We start from the raw sequence: 20,711 nt of genomic DNA on the forward strand, positions 1-20,711 counted from the left end.
CACCGAAGTGGAGAATGCGGATTCGATGAATTTTTTCTGACAGTCAACGGCCACGTCGGCCTCAGCGACTGCCGACCCGCACGGTGTCGCCTTCACGCCTCACCACGAAACGCGGGTCGCGTTCGAGGAAGGCCTGCAGCGCACCGATGCGATGCGCATCGAGACTGCCCGACAACCGTGCCGATGCCGCGCCTTCGTCCAGCACGCGCACCTGTACCTGGTTGTGCCGGTTGAAGGCAGCGGCCACCTCGTCCAGCCGTTCATCAAGGAAGGACACTTTGCGCTGCTGCCAGTCCAGCAGCATCGACAACGGTACGTCCAGTGACTCCACCGAATGGCTGCGCGCATCGACCTGCACCACCCGGCCCTCGCCCAGTTGCGCAAGACGCCGGGCGTCCGCACGCTGGCTCCAGATCTCCACCTCGCCGGAAACCACGCCGATGCGTGTGCTCTGCAACCGTCGCGAGACATCGAACACCGTGCCGATATCGCGGATCTGCAATCCGTTCACCTGCACCTCGAACGACCGTCGGTCACGGGCGATATCGAACGTGGCCTCGCCCTGCAGCAGCTCCACCTTGCGGCTGAACCAGCCCATGCGTACCCGCAGGCGGCTGTCCGCGTTGAGCCGCACCTGGGTCTGGTCGGGCAGCACCACGTCGCGAAGCTCACCCTGTCCGGCACTGTAAAGCTGCTCGGTGGGCATCACCTGCGGAACCAGGCCCACGCCGAGCAGGGCGATACAGGCTGCGGCAGCCGCCATCCACCAGCGCGCACGACCGCGACGCGGCACAGCGCGCGGCGGCGCGTGCACGCTACCGAACAGCGGCACCACCTTGGCAGCGACCTGCCGCGGTGGCACCGGCGCCTCTTCAGGCAACGGCGATTGCAGCGCCTCACCGACCTGCCGGTGCAGCGCGAGGGCGTGCATATAGGCGCGCACGTGCTCCGGCGAGCGCTTCATCCAGTCCAGGAACGCAACCCGCTCGGCCTCGCCCAGTGTTCCGTCGCGATTGCGCAGGAACCAGTCCATGGCCTCACAGGCGATCGTGTCGTCGACCACGGGCGATGAGTTCCGGTTCATGTGTGGTCCCTGGCGCCCAGCGCCTTCCTGCAAGCCTCCAGCCCCTTGCCTATGTGCTTGCGCACCATGTGCACCGACACCTGCAGCTGCTGGCTGATTCCCGGGCAATCCAGCCCATCGCGGTAGTGCAGCTCCATCACCCACCGCGTGGTCGCCGGCAGTCGTGCAATGGTGCTGCGGATATCACTCCAGCGCTGCGCACGCTCGAATTCACCCTCGATGTCTTCTTCGCTTTTCAGCACTTCGGCCAACAGATCGACATCTTCCAGCGGCGGCAGCGACGACCGCGCACGCGCATGCTCGCGCGCCAGGTTGGCCGCCACGGTGAACAGGTAGGCTTCCGGGTTCTCGACCGCATCGGCATCTTCGCCGGTGCTGCGCAACAGGCGAAGGTAGACCTCCTGTGCCAGGTCTTCGGCATCCTCGCTGGCCGAACCGCGACGCAGGAAGAAGCCACGCAGCAGTCGTCGCCGCAGCGCGTAGCTCTTCTCCCAGATCCTCACGCTGTTCACGGCCGGCCAACCATCCCGAGGCTGGAAAGCCCCGCAGGGTGACCGCCATCGATGACAGTGGCGTTTCAACGACCGGCAGGCAGCCGCTAGAATGCCGCCCCTGCAATGTCCCGGCAGCCGGCACAAGGAGTGCCCCGCAATGAACGCACGCACCGCCATCAACACCCTCAGCAGCCTGCTGTTCCTGCTGCTGGTCGCCCACACCACCGCCTACCAGCAGCAGATGTGGCCGCCCAGCCGGGTCATCCACGTGCATCCGGTGATCGTCGCCCTCGCCTATGCACTGGGCGTGCTCACGCTGCTGCTGTGGATCGGCGGCCGTCGCACACCGGAACCCGCCCAACGCCTGGCGCGCTGGCTGCCCATCGTCGCCTGGTGCCTGCTCGGCATCGGCGTGGCGGTCATCCCGGTGTTCCTGCCTGGGCTGTCCCCGGCCTGATCAGCGCCCGCGCCCAGCGCATCGGCCCATGATACGGCGCGCGGCGCCAACCCTTGCTTGCCAGAGACCCAAGCCAGGCCCGCCTATCGAAGCCGGGGGGGCCGGCCTACGCTTGTCTCCTCGGTGGCCGCCACGGCCGCTCTTCGCGTCACGGCCCTGCCGTTGCGACCCCGCTCCAGTGCTGTGCGCCCTGCCGGTGTTGTCGCCCAGGCAGACGTCCGACCGGCGCCCTCTGGAGACAGCCATGAACCAAGCCCTCATTCCCTTCGATACCGATCCACTGGAAACCCAGGAGTGGCGTGAATCGCTGGAGGCGGTGATGCAGGCGGGCGGCCGGCCGCGCGCGCACTATCTGATCGACCAGCTGAGCGATCTGGACGCCCAGCAGCACGGCGACCTGCATACCCGTGTCTGGACCGCCTACGTCAACACCATCCCGCCCGAGCGCCAGCCGGCCTACCCGGGCGACCTGGCCATCGAACGCCGCCTGAACGCGATGATCCGCTGGAACGCGATGGTGATGGTGCTGCGCGCCGGCAAGCACTCCAACGTCGGTGGCCACATCGCCACCTACCAGTCGGCGGCGGTGCTGTACGACGTCGGCTTCGATCACTTCTTTCGTGGCCGCACCGACACCTTCGACGGCGACATGATCTACATCCAGGGCCACTCCGCGCCGGGCATCTACGGCCGCGCGTATGTGGAGGGCCGCATCGATCCGGCACGGATGGACAACTTCCGCCGCGAAGCCGGCCGCGAAGGCCTGTCCTCGTATCCACACCCGCGCCTGATGCCGGAGTTCTGGCAGTTCCCCACGGTGTCGATGGGGCTGGGCCCGCTGACCGCGGCCTATCAGGCGCGCTACATGCGTTACCTGGAATACCGCGGCCTGAAAGCACACCAGGGACGCAAGGTCTGGGCCTTCCTCGGCGATGGCGAGATGGACCAGCCTGAATCGCTGGCGGCGATCTCGCTGGCCGGCCGCGAGCGGCTGGACAACCTCGTGTTCGTGGTCAACTGCAACCTGCAGCGCCTGGACGGGCCGGTACGCGGCAACGCCAAGGTGATCCAGGAACTGGAGGGCACCTTCCGCGCTGCTGGCTGGAACGTGATAAAGCTGATCTGGGGCAGCGGCTGGGACGACCTGCTGGCCCGCGACCACAACGGCCTGCTGCGCCAGCGCATGATGGAATGCGTGGATGGCGACTACCAGACCTTCAAGTCGCAGAGCGGCGCCTACGTGCGCGAACACTTCTTCGGCCGCTATCCCGAGCTTCTGGAGCGGGTCGCGCACATGAGCGACGACGATATCTGGGCGCTGGCGCGTGGTGGCCACGACCCGCAGAAGGTGTTCGCTGCCTACCAGCAGGCGGCGAACACCAGCGGCCGGCCGACGGTGATCCTGGCCAAGACGGTCAAGGGTTTCGGCATGGGCGAGGCCGGTGAAGGCCAGAACATCAACCATCAACTGAAGAAGATGAGCGCCGACGCGGTGCGCGCCTTCCGTGACCGCTTCAACCTGCCGGTCAGCGACGACCAGCTGGAAGAAATGCCCTACCTGCGCCCCGAACCCGGCAGCGCCGAGGCAGCCTACTTCGCCGAACGCCGCCGCGTCCAAGGTGGCCAGCTGCCAGCGCGCCTGGCCAAGGTCGATCCGCTGCCGCTGCCACCACTGTCGATCTTCAACACCCAGCTGCAGGGCAGTGGCGATCGCGGCCAGTCCACCACCATGGGCTTCGTGCGCATCCTCACCAGCCTGCTGAAGGACCCGGACCTGGGCAAGCTGGTGATTCCGATCGTGCCCGATGAATCGCGCACCTTCGGCATGGAGGGCCTGTTCCGCCAGATCGGCATCCACTCCTACCTCGGCCAGCTGTACACCCCGCAGGATGCCGGCCAGCTGAGCTACTACAAGGAGGCCAAGGACGGCCAGATCCTGCAGGAAGGCATCAATGAATCCGGTGCGATCTGTTCGTGGATCGCCGCCGGCACTGCCTACAGCAACCATGGCCTGGCCACGATTCCGTTCTATATCTTCTATTCGATGTTCGGCCTGCAGCGCGTTGGCGACCTCGCCTGGGCTGCAGCCGATGCACGTACGCGCGGCTTCCTGCTCGGTGCCACGTCGGGCCGCACCACGCTGATGGGCGAAGGCCTGCAGCACGATGACGGCCACAGCCACGTGCTGTCATCGGTGATTCCCAGCTGCGTGTCCTACGACCCGACCTACAACTACGAACTGGCGGTGATCATCCACGACGGCCTGCGCCGCATGTATGTCGAGCAGGAAGACATCTACTACTACATCACCGTACTCAACGAGAACTACCCGCAGCCGGCCCTGCCCGAAGGCGTCGAGGCTGGCATCCTGAAGGGCCTGTACCTGCTGCATCCGGCGGCCGCCGATGCCGCCCCACAGCCACGCGTGCAGCTGATGGGCAGCGGCTCGATCCTGCGCGAAGTGGAAGCGGCGGCAGAACTGCTGCTGCAGGACTTCGGCATCGCCAGCGACGTCTGGAGCGCCACCAGCCTGACCGAACTGCGCCGCGATGGGCTGGCCGCCGAACGCTGGAACCTGCTGCATCCGGCCGAAGAACCGCACGTGCCCTACGTGCAGCAGTGCCTGCAGGGCCACGACGGCCCGGTGGTGGTAGCCACCGACTACATGAAAATCGTCGGCGACCAGATCCGTCCCTTCATCAACGACCGCCGCTTCACCGCACTGGGCACCGATGGCTTCGGCCGTTCCGACACGCGTGAATCGCTGCGCACGTTCTTCGAAGTCGATCGCCACTTCATCGTGCTGGCGGCATTGAAGTCACTGGCCGACGAAGGCCGCATCGAGCGCTCGCGGATGCAGGAGGCCATCGACAGGTACGGCATCGACACCGGCAAGCGCGATCCGGCTGCGGTGTAAGACGGCTGCATTCGCCACGCCCGAGGTACGGGCGTGGTGAATGCAGCAGCGCTAAGGCACCCGCTTGAACAGATTGGTCTGCAGGATCGGCGTACCGTCGTGGCCGTAGAACGCTTTGGTCTCAGTCATCGTCGTGCGGTCGGCGGCCACGGTATAGATGCGGGTGGACGCGGGCGTGCCATGGTCCACCAGCTGCATGACCAGCGTGTTCGGCGCCGGCAGTTTCAGGTTGGCCTTGTCCGCGCCGTAGGTGCCGGACAAAGGCCCCGGCGTGCCGTCGAGGGACAGCGTGCCATCGGACTTCATGGTCTTGCCGTCGTGCAGGACGATGTCCACGTGCGAACTCCAGCGTCCACCACCGGCATCCTTGAATTCCAGCACCACCTGTTTCGGGCGCTGCGCCTCGGGCAGCGCCGAGGTGGCAATGTCCAGCGACCAGCGTCCCAGCAGCGGTGAGGGCGGTGCCTCCATCGCGAACGCCGGGGCGGCCGGCAGCGAAAGCGCAGACAACAACACAGCGGACAGCAGCTTCATACGTTGCTCCGTTCGAGTGAAGAAGGGGCTGCGGGAGTATTGCGCTACGCAGTGACCCGGATCGTGCGCGCTGCCAAGGCGCCAGGCAAGCCATTCAGATGAACAGGGGCATCCTGCCAAGACGCTTGCAGCAGGCGCGTCTGCAACTTGTCACATCAAATAGTTACGTTATAACATTTCACGTCATTTTCACGGATCGTGTCATGCGTCGTCATCTCCTTGCTGCAGCCATTCTGTTCGCCGTCCAGTCCGCCCATGCCGCGGACGAACCCACCCTTCCCACCCTCCGGGTCGAGGCCTCCCAGTCCTCGCGCATCGACAGCCGGGTCACCGTCGACAACCCGCAGGCGCAGAACCGCACCCTGGGCAACCTGCTGGAGCACGTCTCCGGCGTGCAGAGCAGCGCCTTCGGCCCGAACGCCGGCGCGCCGGTCATCCGCAGCCTCAGCGGCAACCGCGTGCAGATCCTGCAGGACGGCCAGTCCATCCTTGGCATGAACGCGATCAGCGCCGATATCAACATTCCGTTCGACCCGCTGTTCGTGCGCAGCGTCACCGTCAACAAGTCGTCCGATACCGTGCGCTACGGTGGCAACGCGATCGGCGGCAGCGTGGAGATCGACTCCGGCCTGATCTCGCGCAGCATGGAAGACAGGGACCAGTCGATGGAACTGGTCCTGCGCAAGGGCTTCAATGCCGCCGACGCGCAGGGCTTCCGCATGAACTTCAACAACCAGCACAACGTCTCGACCAACCTGCAGGTCTCTCGGCAGCGCATCTCGCACTACGACATCCCTGGCAACAGCAAGGCCAGTGTCTGCAATACGCGTCTGTTCCCGCCGACCGGTGGTGTGAACTCTGCGCTGGCCGACAGCTGCCAGAAGGAAGCGCGCGTGCAGCAGATCTACAACAAGGCCTCGCAGCCGTACATCGACCAGTTCATGACCGAGAACCCGGACTGGGCCGACGGTGATTTCTCGTTCTACACCAACAACCCGACTTCGGTCTGGCAGCGCCGCACCTACATCAATCCGGTCAATCCTGCCTATGTCTCAGGCACGCCCTCATACGTGCAGAAGCAGATCAACAACGATGTGACGCCCGACTACCATCGCCGGCTGGGCAACAGCTACGCGCGCAACTCGCAGGTGGCGTTCGGCTCCACGCTGTTCTTCGATCGTGGCTATGTGGGCATCAGCATCGATGCCAAGGACAGCGAATACGGCGTGCCAGGGTTCTCGATGCAGAACCTGTCATTCGGTTCCAACTATGCCGACGGGCTGCCGGTGGGCGTGGTGATCAAGCAGGAGCGCTACGCGCTGGAAGCACTGCTGCGCGATCCGCTGCCGGGGCTGGAGCGTGCCGAACTGCGTGTCTCCAGGCTGGACAACACCTCGGGCGAACGGCTGGGTGCTTCCAGGGCCAACGACTACGATTTCGAGGGTACCCAGGCCGAACTGCTGCTCAGCCACCAGCGGATCGGACCGCTCAGCGGCCTGCTCGGTTTCAGCCACCAGTCGCGTGACGTGACAGGTAGTGGCTCGCTGCGCTATCTGCCTGATGTGGACTCCCGCAGCAACGCGGTGTTCCTGAAGGAAACGCTGGACTTCGGCTGGGCCAGTTTCGACGCTGGCGTGCGCCACGAGCGTGTCGATCACGAACTGCAGCCGAGCCGCTTCAAGACCGCGCGCAATGCTGCCAACACGAAACTGCAGGATCGTTCCTACCGGCTCAACAGCTACAGCCTGGGTTCGTATGTCGAGCTCGGTCCGTTGTTCGCCGCCAAAGTGCGCTACTCATCCTCGCAGCGCGCACCGGAAATCAACGAGCTGTACGCCAGCAACGCGCACTACTCGGTGATGACCCAGGAAGAAGGCAACCAGAATCTCGAACCGGAGCGCGCGAAGAATCTGGAGCTGACCGGCCTGTTCCACCTCGGCGGTTTCGAACTGTCAGGCACCGCCTACCGGATGCGCTACGAGAACTATCTTTACCTCGGCCATTCCGGCGCGCAGATGGCCAACCGCCTGCCGCTGAAATACTGGAAACAGACCGATACCACGGTAAAGGGCTTCGAGATCGATGCCTCGCAGGCATTGGACCTGGGCCGCTACGGCACGTTGAACGTCTCCGCCTTCGCCGACCTGGTGAAGAACAAGGCCGATCACCCCGATTCGTTGCGTGCCCACAATGACGGCGAGTACCTGCCGAACATGCCGACCAACCGCTACGGTGCCAACCTGCAGTGGCAGCGCGAAGGCTGGAAGGCGCAGCTGTCCAGCACCTATTACGACACGCAGAAGTACCTCGGCCGCAACGTCAGCGAGGAAGTACCGCTGGATGCCTTCAACCTGGTCGACCTGCAGGTCAGTCGTGAGCTGCCGGTGCGCAACAGCTACATCGCCGGCATGGAAGTGTTCGTCAATGGCAGCAACCTGCTTAATGAAGAAGCACGGCCGCACAACTCACCGTTGAAGTACATCGCGCCGTTGCCGGGGCGTGGGTTCCAGGTGGGGGTGACGGTGAGGCTCTGAGGCAGAGGCCGGAGAAAGGCAAGCCTGCAGGTGAGCCACCTGTGGGCGTCCTGGGTCACGGACTGCGTGGTTGCCTCCCGGGCCGCGATTGATCCACCATCGGCGAAAATGGAGAAGGTGATGAACTGGAAACAAGCGATTTCCCTCGGGGTGCTGTTGAACATTGCATCCGGCGCCGGTGCCGCATCGGCGATCACCTACGACAAGGACGGTCGCTACGGCTACTCGATGAACCAACGTTCCTTGACCACCGCGATGCAGCAGTCGCTGCACTACTGCGCAGCGCGATCACGCAATTGTGGTCAATCCGCCAGCACGGCCAACGAAGGCTATTCGGCCATCGCCACAGGCACGATTGCGCTGGGCTTTGCACTGGCAGAGAAGACGCCGGATGCTGCGCAGAAGAAGGCAGAGAGAATGTGCAGGGAGCGTGCCAACGATTGCGTGCTTGCCCTGCTGTGGAGGGAAGCGCCATCCGATGAGCTTGAACCGCCGGTCCACCCAGGCGCACCTGTTTCGGTGCCCGCGGCCACTCCCGACCGGCGCCTGCGATGAGCACGGTGGACCAGGCAGACACGGCTCGGCACTGACCTGTCCATTCGAGCCTCAGGCAAAGAAAAACGCCTGCAGATCGAAGATCTGCAGGCGCTTCTTTGTATCTGGCGGAGTGAGAGGGATTCGAACCCTCGATAGAGCTTTTGACCCTATACTCCCTTAGCAGGGGAGCCCCTTCGGCCACTCGGGCATCACTCCGGGGTTTTCTCCGCGTCTGGTGCGTTGCACCTCAGCGGGGCGTGAATCATAACGTTAATCGAGTGCGAAGGTAAAGCGTTATTCGGCAGAATTTTCGCTACCGGTGCCACCGGCTTCGTCACCGCGCTGGATGCGCTGATAGATCTCTTCGCGATGCACAGCGACGTCCTTCGGCGCGGTGATGCCGATACGCACCTGGTTACCCTTGACGCCAAGCACGGTGACGCTCACCGAGTCACCGATCATCAGGGTTTCGCCGACGCGGCGAGTCAGGATCAACATTTTTGTAAGTCTCCATGGAACCGTGTGGAAGGGTATCCCCCACCGGCTTGACGCTCCGTCAAGAAGCGCTACCACGACAAAGGGAAAAGATTCGCAATGGTACCGTCAGCCGTCCCGCTCCTACAAGGAGGGGGACGGCCAGGTTCATCACAGGCGGGGGCTGACCCATTCGACGACCGCAGCCAGCGCAGTGGCAAGGGCGGGCCCGTCCTCGCCACCACCCTGGGCGAGGTCCGGGCGTCCGCCGCCCTTGCCCCCGATCTGACTGGCGATATGGGACAACAGTTCCCCGGCCTTGACCTTGCCCATTGCGCTGCCGTTCACACCCGCGACCAAGGCGGCCTTGCCGTCCTGGGCGCCGGCCAGCACGATCACCGCATCGCCCAGCTGCTGCTTGAGACGGTCCATGGCGTCACGCAGGGCCTTGGCATCGAAGCCCTCCAGGCGGGCCGCCAGCACCTTCACGCCGGCAACCTCGACGGCCTGGCCGGACAGGTCGGCCGTGGCACCTGCGGCGACCTTGGCCTTCACGGCATCCAGTTCGCGCTCCAGCTGCTTCTGGCGCTGGCCAAGGGCACGGATCTTCTCGACCACGTCGGTAGCGCTGCCGCCGAGCAGTTCAGCGGCCTCGGCCAGGCGGGCCTCTTCGGCGTCCACGTAATCCAGGGCGCCCTGGCCGGTAACGGCCTCGATGCGGCGCACGCCGGCGGAGACACCACCCTCGGAGGTGATCTTGAACAGGCCGATGTCGCCGGTACGGTTGACGTGGGTGCCGCCGCACAGCTCGGTGGAGTAGTCACCCATCTTCAGCACGCGCACGTGCTCGCCGTACTTCTCGCCGAACAGCGCCATCGCACCGAAGTCCAGCGCTTCCTGCATGCCCATGTTGTGCACTTCGGCGGCGTTGTTGGCGCGCACCTGCTGGTTGACCTTGCGCTCGATCACGGCAAGCTCTTCCGCGCTGATCGGCTGGAAGTGCGAGAAGTCGAAACGCAGGCGGTCCGGTGCGACCAGCGAGCCCTTCTGCTGCACGTGGGTGCCCAGCACTTCGCGCAGGGCGGCGTGCAGCAGATGGGTGGCCGAGTGGTTGAGGATGGTGGCGCCACGGCGCTCGCCATCGACCTGGCCGGACAGGACGTCGCCAACCTTCAGGCCACCTTCGGACAGGGTGCCGACGTGGCCATGGAACTGGCCGGCGAACTTCTGGGTATCGTCCACCGCGAGGCGCACGCCGTTGCCGGTCAGCACGCCGGTGTCGCCGACCTGACCACCGGATTCGGCGTAGAACGGGGTCTGGTCAGTGATCACGATGACGGCGTCACCGGCATCGGCCGACTGCACCGGACGACCGTCCTTCAGCACGGCCAGCACGGTCAGGCCATCGGCCTGCAGGCGGTCGTAGCCCAGGAACCGGGTCGGGCTGAGGGTCGCCACCAGCTCGGCCGGCAGGGTCACGCCGCCGCCGAACTTGCCGGCCGCACGTGCGGTTTCGCGCTGCTGCTCCATCGCAGCATCGAAGCCGGCGATGTCGACGGTCAGGTCACGCTCGCGGGCGATGTCCTGGGTCAGGTCGAGCGGGAAGCCATAGGTGTCGTACAGGCGGAAGGCGTCAACGCCCGGGATCACGCCATTGCTGGCCTTGCCCGCGACGTCTTCGAAGATCTTCATGCCAGCATCGAGGGTTTCAGCGAAACGCTCTTCCTCGGCCTGCAGCGCACGGGTGACGGTGTCCACCGCTGCCGGCAGTTCCGGATAGGCCTCGCCCATCTGCTCGACCAGGGTCGGCACCAGCTTGCTGAAGAACGGCTGGCGCACGCCCAGCATCCAGCCGTGGCGCAGGGCGCGGCGGATGATACGGCGCAGCACGTAACCACGGCCTTCGTTGGACGGCAGCACGCCATCGACGATCAGGAACGAGCAGGCGCGGATGTGATCGGCGATCACGCGCAGCGACTTGTTCTCCAGGTCGGCGGTGCCGGTCAGCTCCGAGGCCTTGCGGATCAGCGCCTGGAACAGGTCGATCTCGTAGTTGGTATGCACGTGCTGCAGGATCGCCGCCAGGCGCTCCAGGCCCATGCCGGTATCAACGCACGGCGCCGGCAGCGGCACCAGGGTGCCGTCGGGCTGGCGGTCGAACTGCATGAACACCAGGTTCCAGATCTCGATGAAGCGGTCACCGTCTTCATCCGGAGAACCCGGGGGGCCACCGGCGATATGGTCGCCGTGGTCGTAGAAGATCTCGGTGCACGGGCCACAGGGGCCGGTGTCAGCCATCTGCCAGAAGTTGTCCGAGGCGAACGGTGCACCCTTGTTGTCGCCGATGCGCACGATGCGCGCTTCCGGAATGCCGACCATGTCGCGCCACAGTTCGTAGGCTTCGTCGTCGGTCTGGTACACGGTGACCAGCAGGCGCTCGGCCGGCAGCTTCCAGACCTGGGTCAGCAGTTCCCAGGCCCAGGCGATCGCATCCTTCTTGAAGTAGTCGCCGAAGGACCAGTTACCCAGCATTTCGAAGAAGGTGTGATGGCGCGCGGTGTAGCCGACCTGGTCGAGGTCGTTGTGCTTGCCGCCCGCGCGCAGGCAGCGCTGGACGTCGGCTGCACGCACGTAGCTGCGCTTCTCCGCGCCAAGGAACACGTCCTTGAACTGCACCATGCCGGAGTTGGTGAACAGCAGGGTCGGATCATTGCCCGGCACCAGCGGCGCCGACGGCACGATGGTGTGGCCTTTGCCCTTGAAGAATTCAAGGAAGTCGCTGCGGATCTGGGAAGTCGTGAATTTGGCGGATGCGTTCATTGGGGGCTGGCAGTCTGCGGGCCGGCGGGCCCGGACCACCAGCCGCGTTGGCCAGAGTCGCGAGGGACCGCCGAAAACCTAAAGGGTATCAGGCCCGGCGCCGCCAGTCTCAGTCATCCGGGTCGTAGCGGGTCGCACGGCGGATGCTGTCGCCGTCGAAGCCGCGTCGGGCCAGCAGATCGGCCGCCTTGCGCCGCTGCGTCAGATCCTGCGGGCCGGCCTCGCCGAAGCGCCGGCGGACCAGGTCACGGGCGTTTTCCTGCCAGTCGCCTTCGTAGCTGTCCATCGCCGCGGCAATGGCGGCACTGTCCAGGCCGTGGGTGCCGAGTTCGGCACGGACATGGATCGGCCCATAGCCGGTGTTGGCGCGCATCCGCACCAGGTTCTCGGCGAAACGGGTGTCGTCCTGCCAGCCGGCCTCGGTCAGCTTGGCGACAGCGGCCTGCGCGGCCTCGTCTTCGATGCCACGGGCGGTCAGCTTGCGGGTGAGTTCCTTGCGCGAGTGCTCGCGGCGGACCAGCAGGCCCAGCGCCCGTTGCACGGGGGTCTGCTCACGCGGCCGGCGCTTTCGGCCGGTCGGAATGTCTTCGGCGTCGGACATGGGTACTCCAAGGGTGGCGCCATCCGTGGCGCCCAGCCCATCCCTGGGCGATTCGAACCTGCGGGACAGGGCGACGTCACTGACGGCGCCGCCCTGCCCCACAGCAAGCCTTACTCGTCGTCGCCTTCGTCGTCGCCTTCCTCGCGGGCCGCTTCGGCCGGCTGGAACTTCTCGCGCAGCTCGGCCTCGAGCTTGGCGGCGACAGTCGGGTTGTCGCGCAGGTAGCCGCGGGCGTTGTCCTTGCCCTGGCCGATGCGTTCTTCACCGTAGCTGTACCAGGCACCGGCCTTCTCGACCAGCTTGGCATCCACGCCCATGTCGATCAGTTCGCCTTCGCGGCTGATGCCCTCGCCATACAGGATCTCGGTGATGACCTGCTTGAACGGCGGTGCCAGCTTGTTCTTGACGACCTTGATCTTGGTCTGGTTGCCGATGATCTCGTCGCCCTTCTTGATCGCGCCGATGCGGCGGATGTCCAGGCGGACCGAGGCGTAGAACTTCAGCGCGTTGCCACCGGTGGTGGTTTCCGGGCTCTGGCCCGGCATCATCACACCGATCTTCATGCGCAGCTGGTTGATGAAGATCACCAGGGTGTTGGAGCGCTTGATGTTGCCGGTCAGCTTGCGCAGCGCCTGGCTCATCAGGCGGGCCTGCAGGCCCGGCAGCTGGTCGCCCATCTCGCCTTCGATTTCGGCCTTCGGGGTCAGCGCGGCGACCGAGTCGATCACCAGGATGTCGACCGAACCCGAACGGACCAGCATGTCGGCGATTTCCAGCGCCTGCTCACCGGTATCCGGCTGCGACAGCAGCAGGTCGTCCACGTTCACGCCCAGCTTGGCGGCGTAGATCGGGTCCAGCGCGTGCTCGGCGTCGATGAAGGCCGCGGTGCCGCCCAGCTTCTGGCATTCGGCGATCGCCTGCAGGGTCAGCGTGGTCTTGCCCGAGGATTCCGGCCCGTAGATCTCAACGACACGGCCCTTCGGCAGCCCGCCAATGCCCAGTGCGATGTCGAGCATCAGCGAACCGGTCGGGATGGCTTCGACGGGCTCGACCACACGGTCGCCCATGCGCATCACCGAGCCCTTGCCGAACTGCTTCTCGATCTGGCCCAGAGCTGCAGCGAGGGCGCGCTTCTTGTTCTCGTCCATCGGATGGGTCCTTGCAGAGGTCGTGTCGTTGGAGGTGCTGTCTTTGGGGGTCTTCTTTGCCATGGGCTCACTTTAAGTCGGACGTATCGCACAGGCTGAGATTCTGCCCGGCGCTCTGAAAAGAATTATCGGACATCCGTACCAACCTCAGTGGAACCAGAGAATCGCCACAAAAGACCGCGGGGTAATGCGCTATGGAACGGGTCACCGGTTGGGTCGCAACAGGCCGCAATAGAGGCCTTCGATCGAGAAGTCCTGGTCCGGCAGCACCTCGATCGGCTTGTAGTCGGGGTTGCGCGGCAGCAGGCGGATACGATCCTTGGCGATCTTCAGCAGCTTGACGGTGATCTCGTCATCGATGCGGGCCACCACGATCTGCCCGGAATGGGCGTCGCGGGTGCGGTGCACGCCGATCAGGTCACCGTCGAAGATGCCCTCGTCGATCATCGAATCGCCCTGCACCTTCAGCAGGTAGTCCGGCGCTGGCGAGAAGAAGACCCGGTCCAACACCACGAAATCGTCCGAGCCGATATCGGCGCCGATCGGCAGGCCGGCCGCAACCCGGCCGAGCACCGGCAGGCGCAGCACGCTGTCGGGCAGATCTGGCTCGGCCAGCTTCTCGACCGGCGGTGCCTGCACCAGGCGGATGCCGCGCGCCTGGCCTGGGATGCGACGGATCGCACCGGCCTGCTCCAGGGCTTCCAGGTGGTACTGGGCCGCGCGCACGCCCTTGAAGCCGAACGCGCGTGCGATTTCAGTCTGCGACGGCGGTGCGCCTTCGCTCTCGATACGCTCGGCGATCAACTGCAGGATCGCCTGCTGGGTGTCGGTCAGGTCCATGGTTAGTAGTATTACTACTAACGTGCGGGACTGCAAGTGCCGAAGACGACACGGCGACATCTGCAGTGCCGAGCCGTGCTCGGCAATGTGGCGAATGGCTGGGCTGGGCTGGGCTGACCTGGGCAAGAGCAGCCGAGCATGGCTCGGCTCTACAGGAATCGCTGCGCGATTCCGCGGTAAACACACTCATGTGTGTTTACCGCTTCTCCATATAGAGAACAGGATCCACACGCCGCAGAAGCCGGCGCCGATGAAGCCGCAGACCCCCAGCGCCAGCAGCCAGCGGCTGGAAACACCGCCGACGCTGTGCATCACGATCGAGGAGCCGATGATCAACGCGGCGGTGACGATGCCCATCACCAGCCGGTTCGCTGCGCGGTTCACCTGTTCGCCGAAGCCCTGCAGCGCGCTGGTTTCCACCTTCAGCTGGAGACGACCGCGACGCGCCGCCTGCACCAGCTTGCGCAGGTCGCGCGGCAGCTCACCGGCGAAGTCGACCAGGCCCAGCAGGCTGCGTCGGCCCCGCTTGAGCAGCGCCTTGGGCGCATAGCGCTGCAGCACTACCCGCTCCAGGAACGGGCGCGCAGCACTGGCCATGTCGAAATCCGGATCCAGCTGGCGCCCCATGCCCTCCAGGGTCAGGAACGCCTTGATCATCAGCGCCAGGTCGGCCGGCAGGGTCAGGCTGTAACTGCGCAGCAGCTGGGTGATGTCACCCAGCATCAGGCCGATGCGCAGGTCCTTCAGCGGCACGCCGCGGTACTGATCGACGAACTGGCTGATGTCGTGCTGCAGCCGGTTCTCGTCCACTTCCACGCCACCGGCCCAGTCCAGCAATACGTCGGCTACGCCCTGCGGGTCCTGCTCGACCAGACCGTGCAGCAGCTGCGCGACCTGGAAGCGGCGCACTTCCGACAAGGCGCCGACCATGCCGAAATCGATCACGCCGATGCGGCCGTCACGCAGGTAGATGATGTTGCCGGGGTGCGGGTCGGCATGGAAGCTGCCGTCTTCGAGCACCATCTTCAACACGATGTCCGCGCCGCGCCGGGCCAGTTCGCGCCGGTCCAGGCCCGCCGCATCGACACCGGCCAGGTCACGCCCGGGAATGCCGTCGACGAAGTCCTGGACGTTCAGGCTTTCGCAGGTCCACTGCCAGTGCACGCTGGGGATCAGGATGTCGTCACGGCCGTTGAAGTTGCGCGCGATGCGCTCGGCATTGCGGCATTCGGCAGCGAAATCCAGTTCGCGGCGCAGCGACACGGTGAACTGCTGCACGACCTCGGCCGGGCGGTAACGACGCAGGTCCGGCAGGCGCGCCTCGACAATCTCGGCCAGTCGGGCCAGCAGCCGCAGGTCGGCCTCGACCACATCGCGGATACCCGGGCGCCGCACCTTCAGCACCACCTCGCGGCCGTCATGCAGGCGCGCGCGGTGGGCCTGCGCCAGCGAGGCGGCGGCCATCGGGGTTTCATCGAGGAAGGCGAACACTTCCGTCGGCGAGGCGCCAAGGTCGGCTTCGAGCTGCTCGCGGATATCCGCGTACGGCAGCGCCGGCACCGCGTTCTGCAGTTCGGACAGTTCAGCGATCCATTCCGGCGGCAGCAGGTCAACGCGCGTCGCCAGCACCTGCCCGAGCTTGACGAAAGTGGGACCGAGATCCTGCATCGCACTGCGCACACGCACCGGCGCGGTCATCCGCAGCAGTTCCTGCCGCTCTTCGTTCCAGTGCAGCAGGCGCCCTGCCCGCTCCAGCGTGCTGGCCAGGCCGATGCGTCGCACCACGTCACCAAAGCCATAGCGGATCAGGACAACCGCAATTTCCTGCAGTCGGCCCAGGTCACGGACCGTGCCCAGCGTTTCCCACATCATGCGTGCTCCGGACGATTACCGGAGCAGCATGTCACAGCTGGGCGTCGATGCCGCGCAATGCCGCCGCCACGGTTTGCCGGCGGATGGCTTCGCGGTCGCCATCGAACTGGAACAGCTCGGCGCGGGCATAGCCGCCACGGCGCTTCCAGCCGATCCAGACACTGCCCACCGGCTTGTCCGGGCTGCCACCGCCGGGGCCGGCGATGCCGGTCACCGCCACCGCGATGCCGGCACCGGAATTGACCAGCGCACCGGAGACCATTTCCAGCACGGTTTCGCGGCTGACCGCACCGAACTGCTCCAGGGTCTGCGCGCGCACGCCGAGCAGGCGCTGCTTGGCTTCGTAGCTGTAGACCACCATGCCGCAGTCGAAGAACGCCGAGGAACCGGCAATGTCGGTCATGCACTTGGCAATCCAGCCACCACTGCAGCTTTCAGCGGTCACCAGCTGCAGCGAGGCCTGCTGCAGGCGCCGCCCGAGCGCGGCGGACTGGGCATTGAGTTCAGCGTCGGTGGGGATGGACATCGGCATGACGGTGGGGTGAAGAACCTGCACGTTGTACCGCAGATGACAGCCTCATGTCGCGCACCACCGCAATGGCAGCCGCCGGGCATGGCCCGGCGCTATCTCACCACTCCGGCAGCTTCTCCGGGAGCAGCGACCGGATCGGTGCACCGTCGGCGCTGGCGGCCAGCTTTTCGGCTTCGGCGATCGGCAGGTCAACCTGCAGCAGCCAGCCCTCTTCATCCGCCTGTTCGCTGCGGATCACTTCCAGCTGGTGCAGCCGCGCGCGCAGGCGACCGGCATCGGGTGGCAGGCGCAGTTCGCCGGTGACGTGCTGCAGGCCCAGGCGCTTGCCCAGCACCGCCTGCAGCAGCTCCAGGCCCTGCCCGTCGCGTGCGGAAATCCACACCCGCTCGCGGCGCGATTCGTCCGGGATGCCATCCTGGCCGTCGTGGCGGACGTCGGCACCCTCGATGCGGTCGATCTTGTTGAACACCAGCAGCTGCGGCAGGTCACCGGCACCGACGGCGGTCAGTACTTCGTCCACCTGAGCGATGCGCTCCTCGCGGTGCGGATCGGCGGCGTCAACCACGTGCAGCAGGAAATCGGCCTCGCGTGCCTCCGACAGCGTCGAGCGGAACGCGGCGACCAGGTCATGCGGCAGGTCGCGGACGAAACCGACGGTGTCGGCCAGCACCACGTTGCCACCGGGCACCGCGATGCGGCGCACGGTCGGGTCCAGTGTGGCGAACAGCTGATCGGCGGCGTAGGCCTCGGCGCCGGTCATGGCATTGAACAGGGTCGACTTGCCGGCGTTGGTATAGCCCACCAGGGCCACGCGCGGCAGCTCGCTGCGCACGCGCGCACGACGCATCTGGGTGCGCTGCACTTCGACCTTTTCCAGACGCTTCTGCAGCTGCTCGACCCGCTTCTGCAGCAGGCGGCGGTCGGTTTCCAGCTGGGTTTCACCCGGGCCGCGCAGGCCGATCGAACCGCCACGCTGGCGCTCCAGGTGGGTCCAGCCGCGCACCAGCCGCGTGGCCAGGTGACGCAGCTGCGCCAGCTCGACCTGCAGCTTGCCTTCGTGGCTGTGCGCACGCTGGGCGAAGATGTCCAGGATCAGGCCGGTACGGTCGATCACCCGGCGCTCCAGGAAACGTTCCAGGTTGCGCTCCTGGCCTGGGCTCAAGGCATGGTTGACCAGGATCAGGTCGGCACCGCTGGCGTCGGCCGCTGCCTTGATCTCGTCCAGCTTGCCGCTGCCGATCAGGGTCGACGGATTGGGACGGTCCAGGCGTGCGGTAATGGTCGCGGCGATGCTGGCCCCAGCCGAGCGGGCCAGATCACCGAATTCTTCCAGCACATCGTCTTCCAGCTTGCCGAAATGGGGCTGGATCAACAGGGCGTGTTCACCCTTTTTCGAGCGGTCAAACATTCACCGCTCCGGTCTTACTCGTCTGCTTCATCACCTGCCTGACCACCTTCACCCGACTGCACATAACCACCGCCCGGACCGACCTTCACGTTGCGTGCCGGAACGACCGTGGAAATGGCGTGCTTGTAAACCATCTGACTGACCGTGTTGCGCAGCAGGACCACGAACTGGTCGAACGACTCGATCGTGCCCTGCAGCTTGATGCCGTTGACCAGGTACACCGAAACCGGCACGCGTTCGCGCCGCAGTGCGTTCAAGAAAGGATCCTGCAGCGATTGCCCCTTGGACATTGCACACTCCTGATTATTGTTCTTATTGGGTTGCCGACGGTTGCCACGGCCCCCGAGCCGCCCGCCGACCGATGATGTTACACGGCTGGCGGGGGTTCAGCGTGCGACGAAGGTCGACACCGCGCCGGCCAGGCGCTCTCCATCCACATGGGGGTCGAACCAGCGCGCATCAAGCTCGCCGCGCAGCCAGGTCAGCTGGCGCTTGGCCAGTTGCCGGGTGGCGAAGATCGCCTTGTCACGGAATCGGGCGGCATCGCCCTCCCCGTCCAGGTACTCCCAGGCCTGGCGATAGCCGACCGCGCGCACCGCCGGCAGGTCCAATGGCGCCGACATGGCAGCCATTTCCGGCATCGCGCGCAGTGCCCGTACCTCATCAAGGAAGCCCTGCGCCAGCATGGCGTCGAAGCGCGCTTCGATCCGCTGGTGAAGCACCGCGCGGTCACGGGGAGCCAGGATCAGCTTGAGGGTGCGCACCGGCAAGGGTGCCACGCCCGGCCGACGCTGCCATTCGGTGATGGGGGTGCCGGTCAGGCGGTAGACCTCCAGCGCCCGCTGGATGCGTTGCGGGTCGGTGGCATGGATGCGTGCCGCCGCAGCCGGGTCGACCTTGGCAAGCTCAGCGTGCAGTGCCGCCCAGCCACGCTCGGCCGCCTCGGCGCTGAGCGCCTCGCGCATCACCGGGTCGGCCTCCGGCATCGGCGACAGGCCCTGCAGCAGGGCCCGGAAATACAGCCCCGTTCCACCGGCCAGGATCGGCACTTTGCCACGCGCCACGATGTCGGCCACGACCCGGCCGGCATCGGCGGCGAACTCGGCTGCCGAATAGGTCTGCCACGGATCGCGCAGGTCCAGCAGATGGTGCGGCGCCTGCGCGCGCTCAGCCGCATCGGGCTTGGCCGAACCGATATCCAGGTGGCGGTAGACCAGCGCCGAATCGACGCTGACGATTTCGCCATCCAGCTGCTGTGCCAGGGCGATCGCGGTGGCGGTCTTGCCACTGGCGGTCGGCCCCATCACGGCGATCGCCAGTGGCCGCCGGTCGATGCCCATCAATCTTCGTCCGGCCAGCGGATCGTCGGCGTGGCGTCGGCACGTGGCGTCGGCACGGCGTCGACGGCCTGCCAGATCTTCAGCGCATCCACCGTAGCCGCCACGTCATGCACGCGCACGATGCGCGCACCGCGCTGCACCGCGATCAGATGCGCGGCCACGGACGCCGCCACGCGTTCAGACGGGGTGTCGCGCCCGGTCAGTTCGCCCAGGCTGCGTTTGCGCGACAGGCCAGCCAGCATCGGCACGCCCAGCTCCAGGAAGCGCTCCGAGCGGGCCAGCAGGGTCATGTTGTGGGCGGTGGTCTTGCCGAAGCCGAAACCGAGATCGATCAGCAGGTTCTTCTTCGCGATACCTGCCATCTCGGCAGCGAACAGGCGCTGCACCAGGAAGCCGTGCACCTCGGCGACCACGTCGTCGTAGTGTGGATTCCCCTGCATGTGGCCCGGCTCGCCCTGCATGTGCATGAGCACCACCGGCACGCCGACGTCGGCAGCGGCTTCCAGTGCGCCGTCCTGACGCAGGCCGAAGATGTCGTTGATCATGCCGGCGCCAGCGGCCACCGCCGCGCGCATCACCTCCGGCTTGAAGGTGTCGATGCTGATCGGCACGGCGCTGCGCGCGGCCAGCTGCTCGATCACCGGAATCACCCGGCGCAGCTCATCCTCGATCGATACCGGCGCAGCGCCCGGGCGGGTCGATTCGCCGCCGATGTCGAGCAGGTCTGCGCCCTCCTCGACCAGCTTCAGGCCGTGGGCGACGGCCGCCTCGGTGGTGTCGTGCGCGCCGCCATCGGAGAACGAGTCCGGCGTGACATTGACGATGCCCATGACCCGGGCACGGTCCAGGCGCAGGATGCGGCCGGCGCAATCGAGCTGGGGCGAGGTATCGAACATGGGCAATCCTGCAGGGACAACGGCGGGTAGTTTAGTTCGGCAGGGCGGCGCCCTGCACCCGCCGAGGCCAGAGCGACAGCAACAGCCGGAGCAACAGCGGGTTTACTGAAGAATGGCGGGGTGGGTCCGGTTGCGGGGGCCGCTGCAAGTACGTCCATGTAAGCTCGGTCGCCGCATCCATGCGGCTCACGCCCCCGCAACCGGACCCACCCCGCCTTCGACA

The 20,711-nt window shown here is 65.9% G+C and carries 18 protein-coding genes and 1 tRNA gene; 4 read left to right on the forward strand and 15 right to left on the reverse strand.

The genetic code is table 11. The features are described 5' to 3' along the window. Positions 1 to 61: 61 nt before the first annotated feature. Together V3B41_RS19115 and V3B41_RS19120 are read right to left on the reverse strand one after the other, a co-directional pair. A complete protein-coding gene (locus V3B41_RS19115; protein WP_049428151.1) occupies positions 62 to 1,084 on the reverse strand; it encodes a FecR domain-containing protein in 1,023 nt (340 codons plus the stop codon). Beyond that, positions 1,081 to 1,596, reverse strand: coding sequence for a sigma-70 family RNA polymerase sigma factor (locus V3B41_RS19120; protein ID WP_049428148.1), 516 nt, complete (start codon positions 1,594 to 1,596; stop codon positions 1,081 to 1,083). Before V3B41_RS19120 ends, V3B41_RS19115 begins: the two co-directional genes overlap by 4 nt. Positions 1,597 to 1,735: 139 nt before the next feature. On the opposite strand from V3B41_RS19120, the gene V3B41_RS19125 reads away from it, so the two are divergent. Beyond that, a complete protein-coding gene (locus V3B41_RS19125; RefSeq protein ID WP_049428145.1) occupies positions 1,736 to 2,035 on the forward strand; it encodes a hypothetical protein in 300 nt (99 codons plus the stop codon). 244 nt (positions 2,036 to 2,279) lie between these two features. Beyond that, entirely contained in the window at positions 2,280 to 4,952 is a 2,673-nt protein-coding gene (gene aceE / locus V3B41_RS19130; protein ID WP_049428143.1) for a pyruvate dehydrogenase (acetyl-transferring), homodimeric type, read from the forward strand. Positions 4,953 to 5,003: 51 nt separating this feature from the next. Here aceE and V3B41_RS19135 read toward each other — a convergent pair whose 3' ends face one another. Further along, positions 5,004 to 5,486, reverse strand: a complete 483-nt coding sequence (locus V3B41_RS19135; RefSeq protein ID WP_049428141.1) for a hypothetical protein — start codon at positions 5,484 to 5,486, stop codon at positions 5,004 to 5,006. Positions 5,487 to 5,689: 203 nt separating this feature from the next. On the opposite strand from V3B41_RS19135, the gene V3B41_RS19140 reads away from it, so the two are divergent. Together V3B41_RS19140 and V3B41_RS19145 are read left to right on the forward strand one after the other, a co-directional pair. Further along, positions 5,690 to 8,020 carry a TonB-dependent receptor gene (locus V3B41_RS19140; protein ID WP_049428137.1) on the forward strand — a complete coding sequence of 777 codons (2,331 nt, stop codon included), beginning with the start codon at positions 5,690 to 5,692 and terminating at the stop codon, positions 8,018 to 8,020. Between the two features lie 120 nt (positions 8,021 to 8,140). Beyond that, the gene (locus tag V3B41_RS19145; protein WP_049428182.1) at positions 8,141 to 8,575 is read left to right on the forward strand and encodes a DUF4189 domain-containing protein; all 435 of its coding nucleotides are present in this window, start codon (positions 8,141 to 8,143) and stop codon (positions 8,573 to 8,575) included. Positions 8,576 to 8,680: 105 nt separating this feature from the next. On the opposite strand, the gene V3B41_RS19150 is transcribed toward V3B41_RS19145, so the two are convergent. The 12 genes from V3B41_RS19150 to folP form a co-directional block, all read right to left on the reverse strand. Then, a tRNA-Ser gene (locus V3B41_RS19150) sits at positions 8,681 to 8,773 on the reverse strand. 78 nt (positions 8,774 to 8,851) lie between these two features. Beyond that, positions 8,852 to 9,055, reverse strand: coding sequence for a carbon storage regulator CsrA (csrA, locus tag V3B41_RS19155; protein WP_004152909.1), 204 nt, complete (start codon positions 9,053 to 9,055; stop codon positions 8,852 to 8,854). Positions 9,056 to 9,202: 147 nt separating this feature from the next. Next, on the reverse strand, positions 9,203 to 11,851 hold the full coding sequence (alaS, locus tag V3B41_RS19160) for an alanine--tRNA ligase (protein WP_049428135.1): 2,649 nt from the start codon (positions 11,849 to 11,851) through the stop codon (positions 9,203 to 9,205). Between the two features lie 109 nt (positions 11,852 to 11,960). Then, positions 11,961 to 12,452: a recombination regulator RecX gene (gene recX, locus V3B41_RS19165; protein WP_005409024.1), complete on the reverse strand. Its 492-nt coding sequence runs from the start codon at positions 12,450 to 12,452 to the stop codon at positions 11,961 to 11,963. Between the two features lie 110 nt (positions 12,453 to 12,562). Next, entirely contained in the window at positions 12,563 to 13,600 is a 1,038-nt protein-coding gene (recA, locus tag V3B41_RS19170) for a recombinase RecA (RefSeq protein WP_049428133.1), read from the reverse strand. A gap of 204 nt (positions 13,601 to 13,804) precedes the next feature. Then, positions 13,805 to 14,440, reverse strand: a complete 636-nt coding sequence (gene lexA, locus V3B41_RS19175) for a transcriptional repressor LexA (protein WP_049428130.1) — start codon at positions 14,438 to 14,440, stop codon at positions 13,805 to 13,807. A 186-nt stretch (positions 14,441 to 14,626) separates the two neighbouring features. Further along, positions 14,627 to 16,309 carry a 2-polyprenylphenol 6-hydroxylase gene (ubiB, locus tag V3B41_RS19180; RefSeq protein ID WP_049428179.1) on the reverse strand — a complete coding sequence of 561 codons (1,683 nt, stop codon included), beginning with the start codon at positions 16,307 to 16,309 and terminating at the stop codon, positions 14,627 to 14,629. Positions 16,310 to 16,343: 34 nt separating this feature from the next. After that, positions 16,344 to 16,838, reverse strand: a complete 495-nt coding sequence (locus V3B41_RS19185; protein ID WP_049428177.1) for a nicotinamide-nucleotide amidohydrolase family protein — start codon at positions 16,836 to 16,838, stop codon at positions 16,344 to 16,346. Positions 16,839 to 16,941: 103 nt separating this feature from the next. After that, entirely contained in the window at positions 16,942 to 18,252 is a 1,311-nt protein-coding gene (gene hflX, locus V3B41_RS19190) for a ribosome rescue GTPase HflX (protein ID WP_049428128.1), read from the reverse strand. A gap of 14 nt (positions 18,253 to 18,266) precedes the next feature. Continuing rightward, on the reverse strand, positions 18,267 to 18,542 hold the full coding sequence (gene hfq / locus V3B41_RS19195; protein ID WP_004152891.1) for an RNA chaperone Hfq: 276 nt from the start codon (positions 18,540 to 18,542) through the stop codon (positions 18,267 to 18,269). Positions 18,543 to 18,638: 96 nt separating this feature from the next. Next, the gene (gene miaA / locus V3B41_RS19200; RefSeq protein ID WP_329861789.1) at positions 18,639 to 19,592 is read right to left on the reverse strand and encodes a tRNA (adenosine(37)-N6)-dimethylallyltransferase MiaA; all 954 of its coding nucleotides are present in this window, start codon (positions 19,590 to 19,592) and stop codon (positions 18,639 to 18,641) included. Further along, on the reverse strand, positions 19,592 to 20,488 hold the full coding sequence (gene folP, locus V3B41_RS19205) for a dihydropteroate synthase (protein ID WP_329861790.1): 897 nt from the start codon (positions 20,486 to 20,488) through the stop codon (positions 19,592 to 19,594). The genes miaA and folP overlap by 1 nt, the downstream gene beginning before the upstream one ends. Positions 20,489 to 20,711 lie beyond the last annotated feature (223 nt).

Origin of the sequence: Stenotrophomonas sp. SMYL89 (assembly GCF_036319985.1) — a bacterium.
Taxonomy (GTDB): Bacteria; Pseudomonadota; Gammaproteobacteria; order Xanthomonadales; family Xanthomonadaceae; genus Stenotrophomonas; species Stenotrophomonas maltophilia_Q.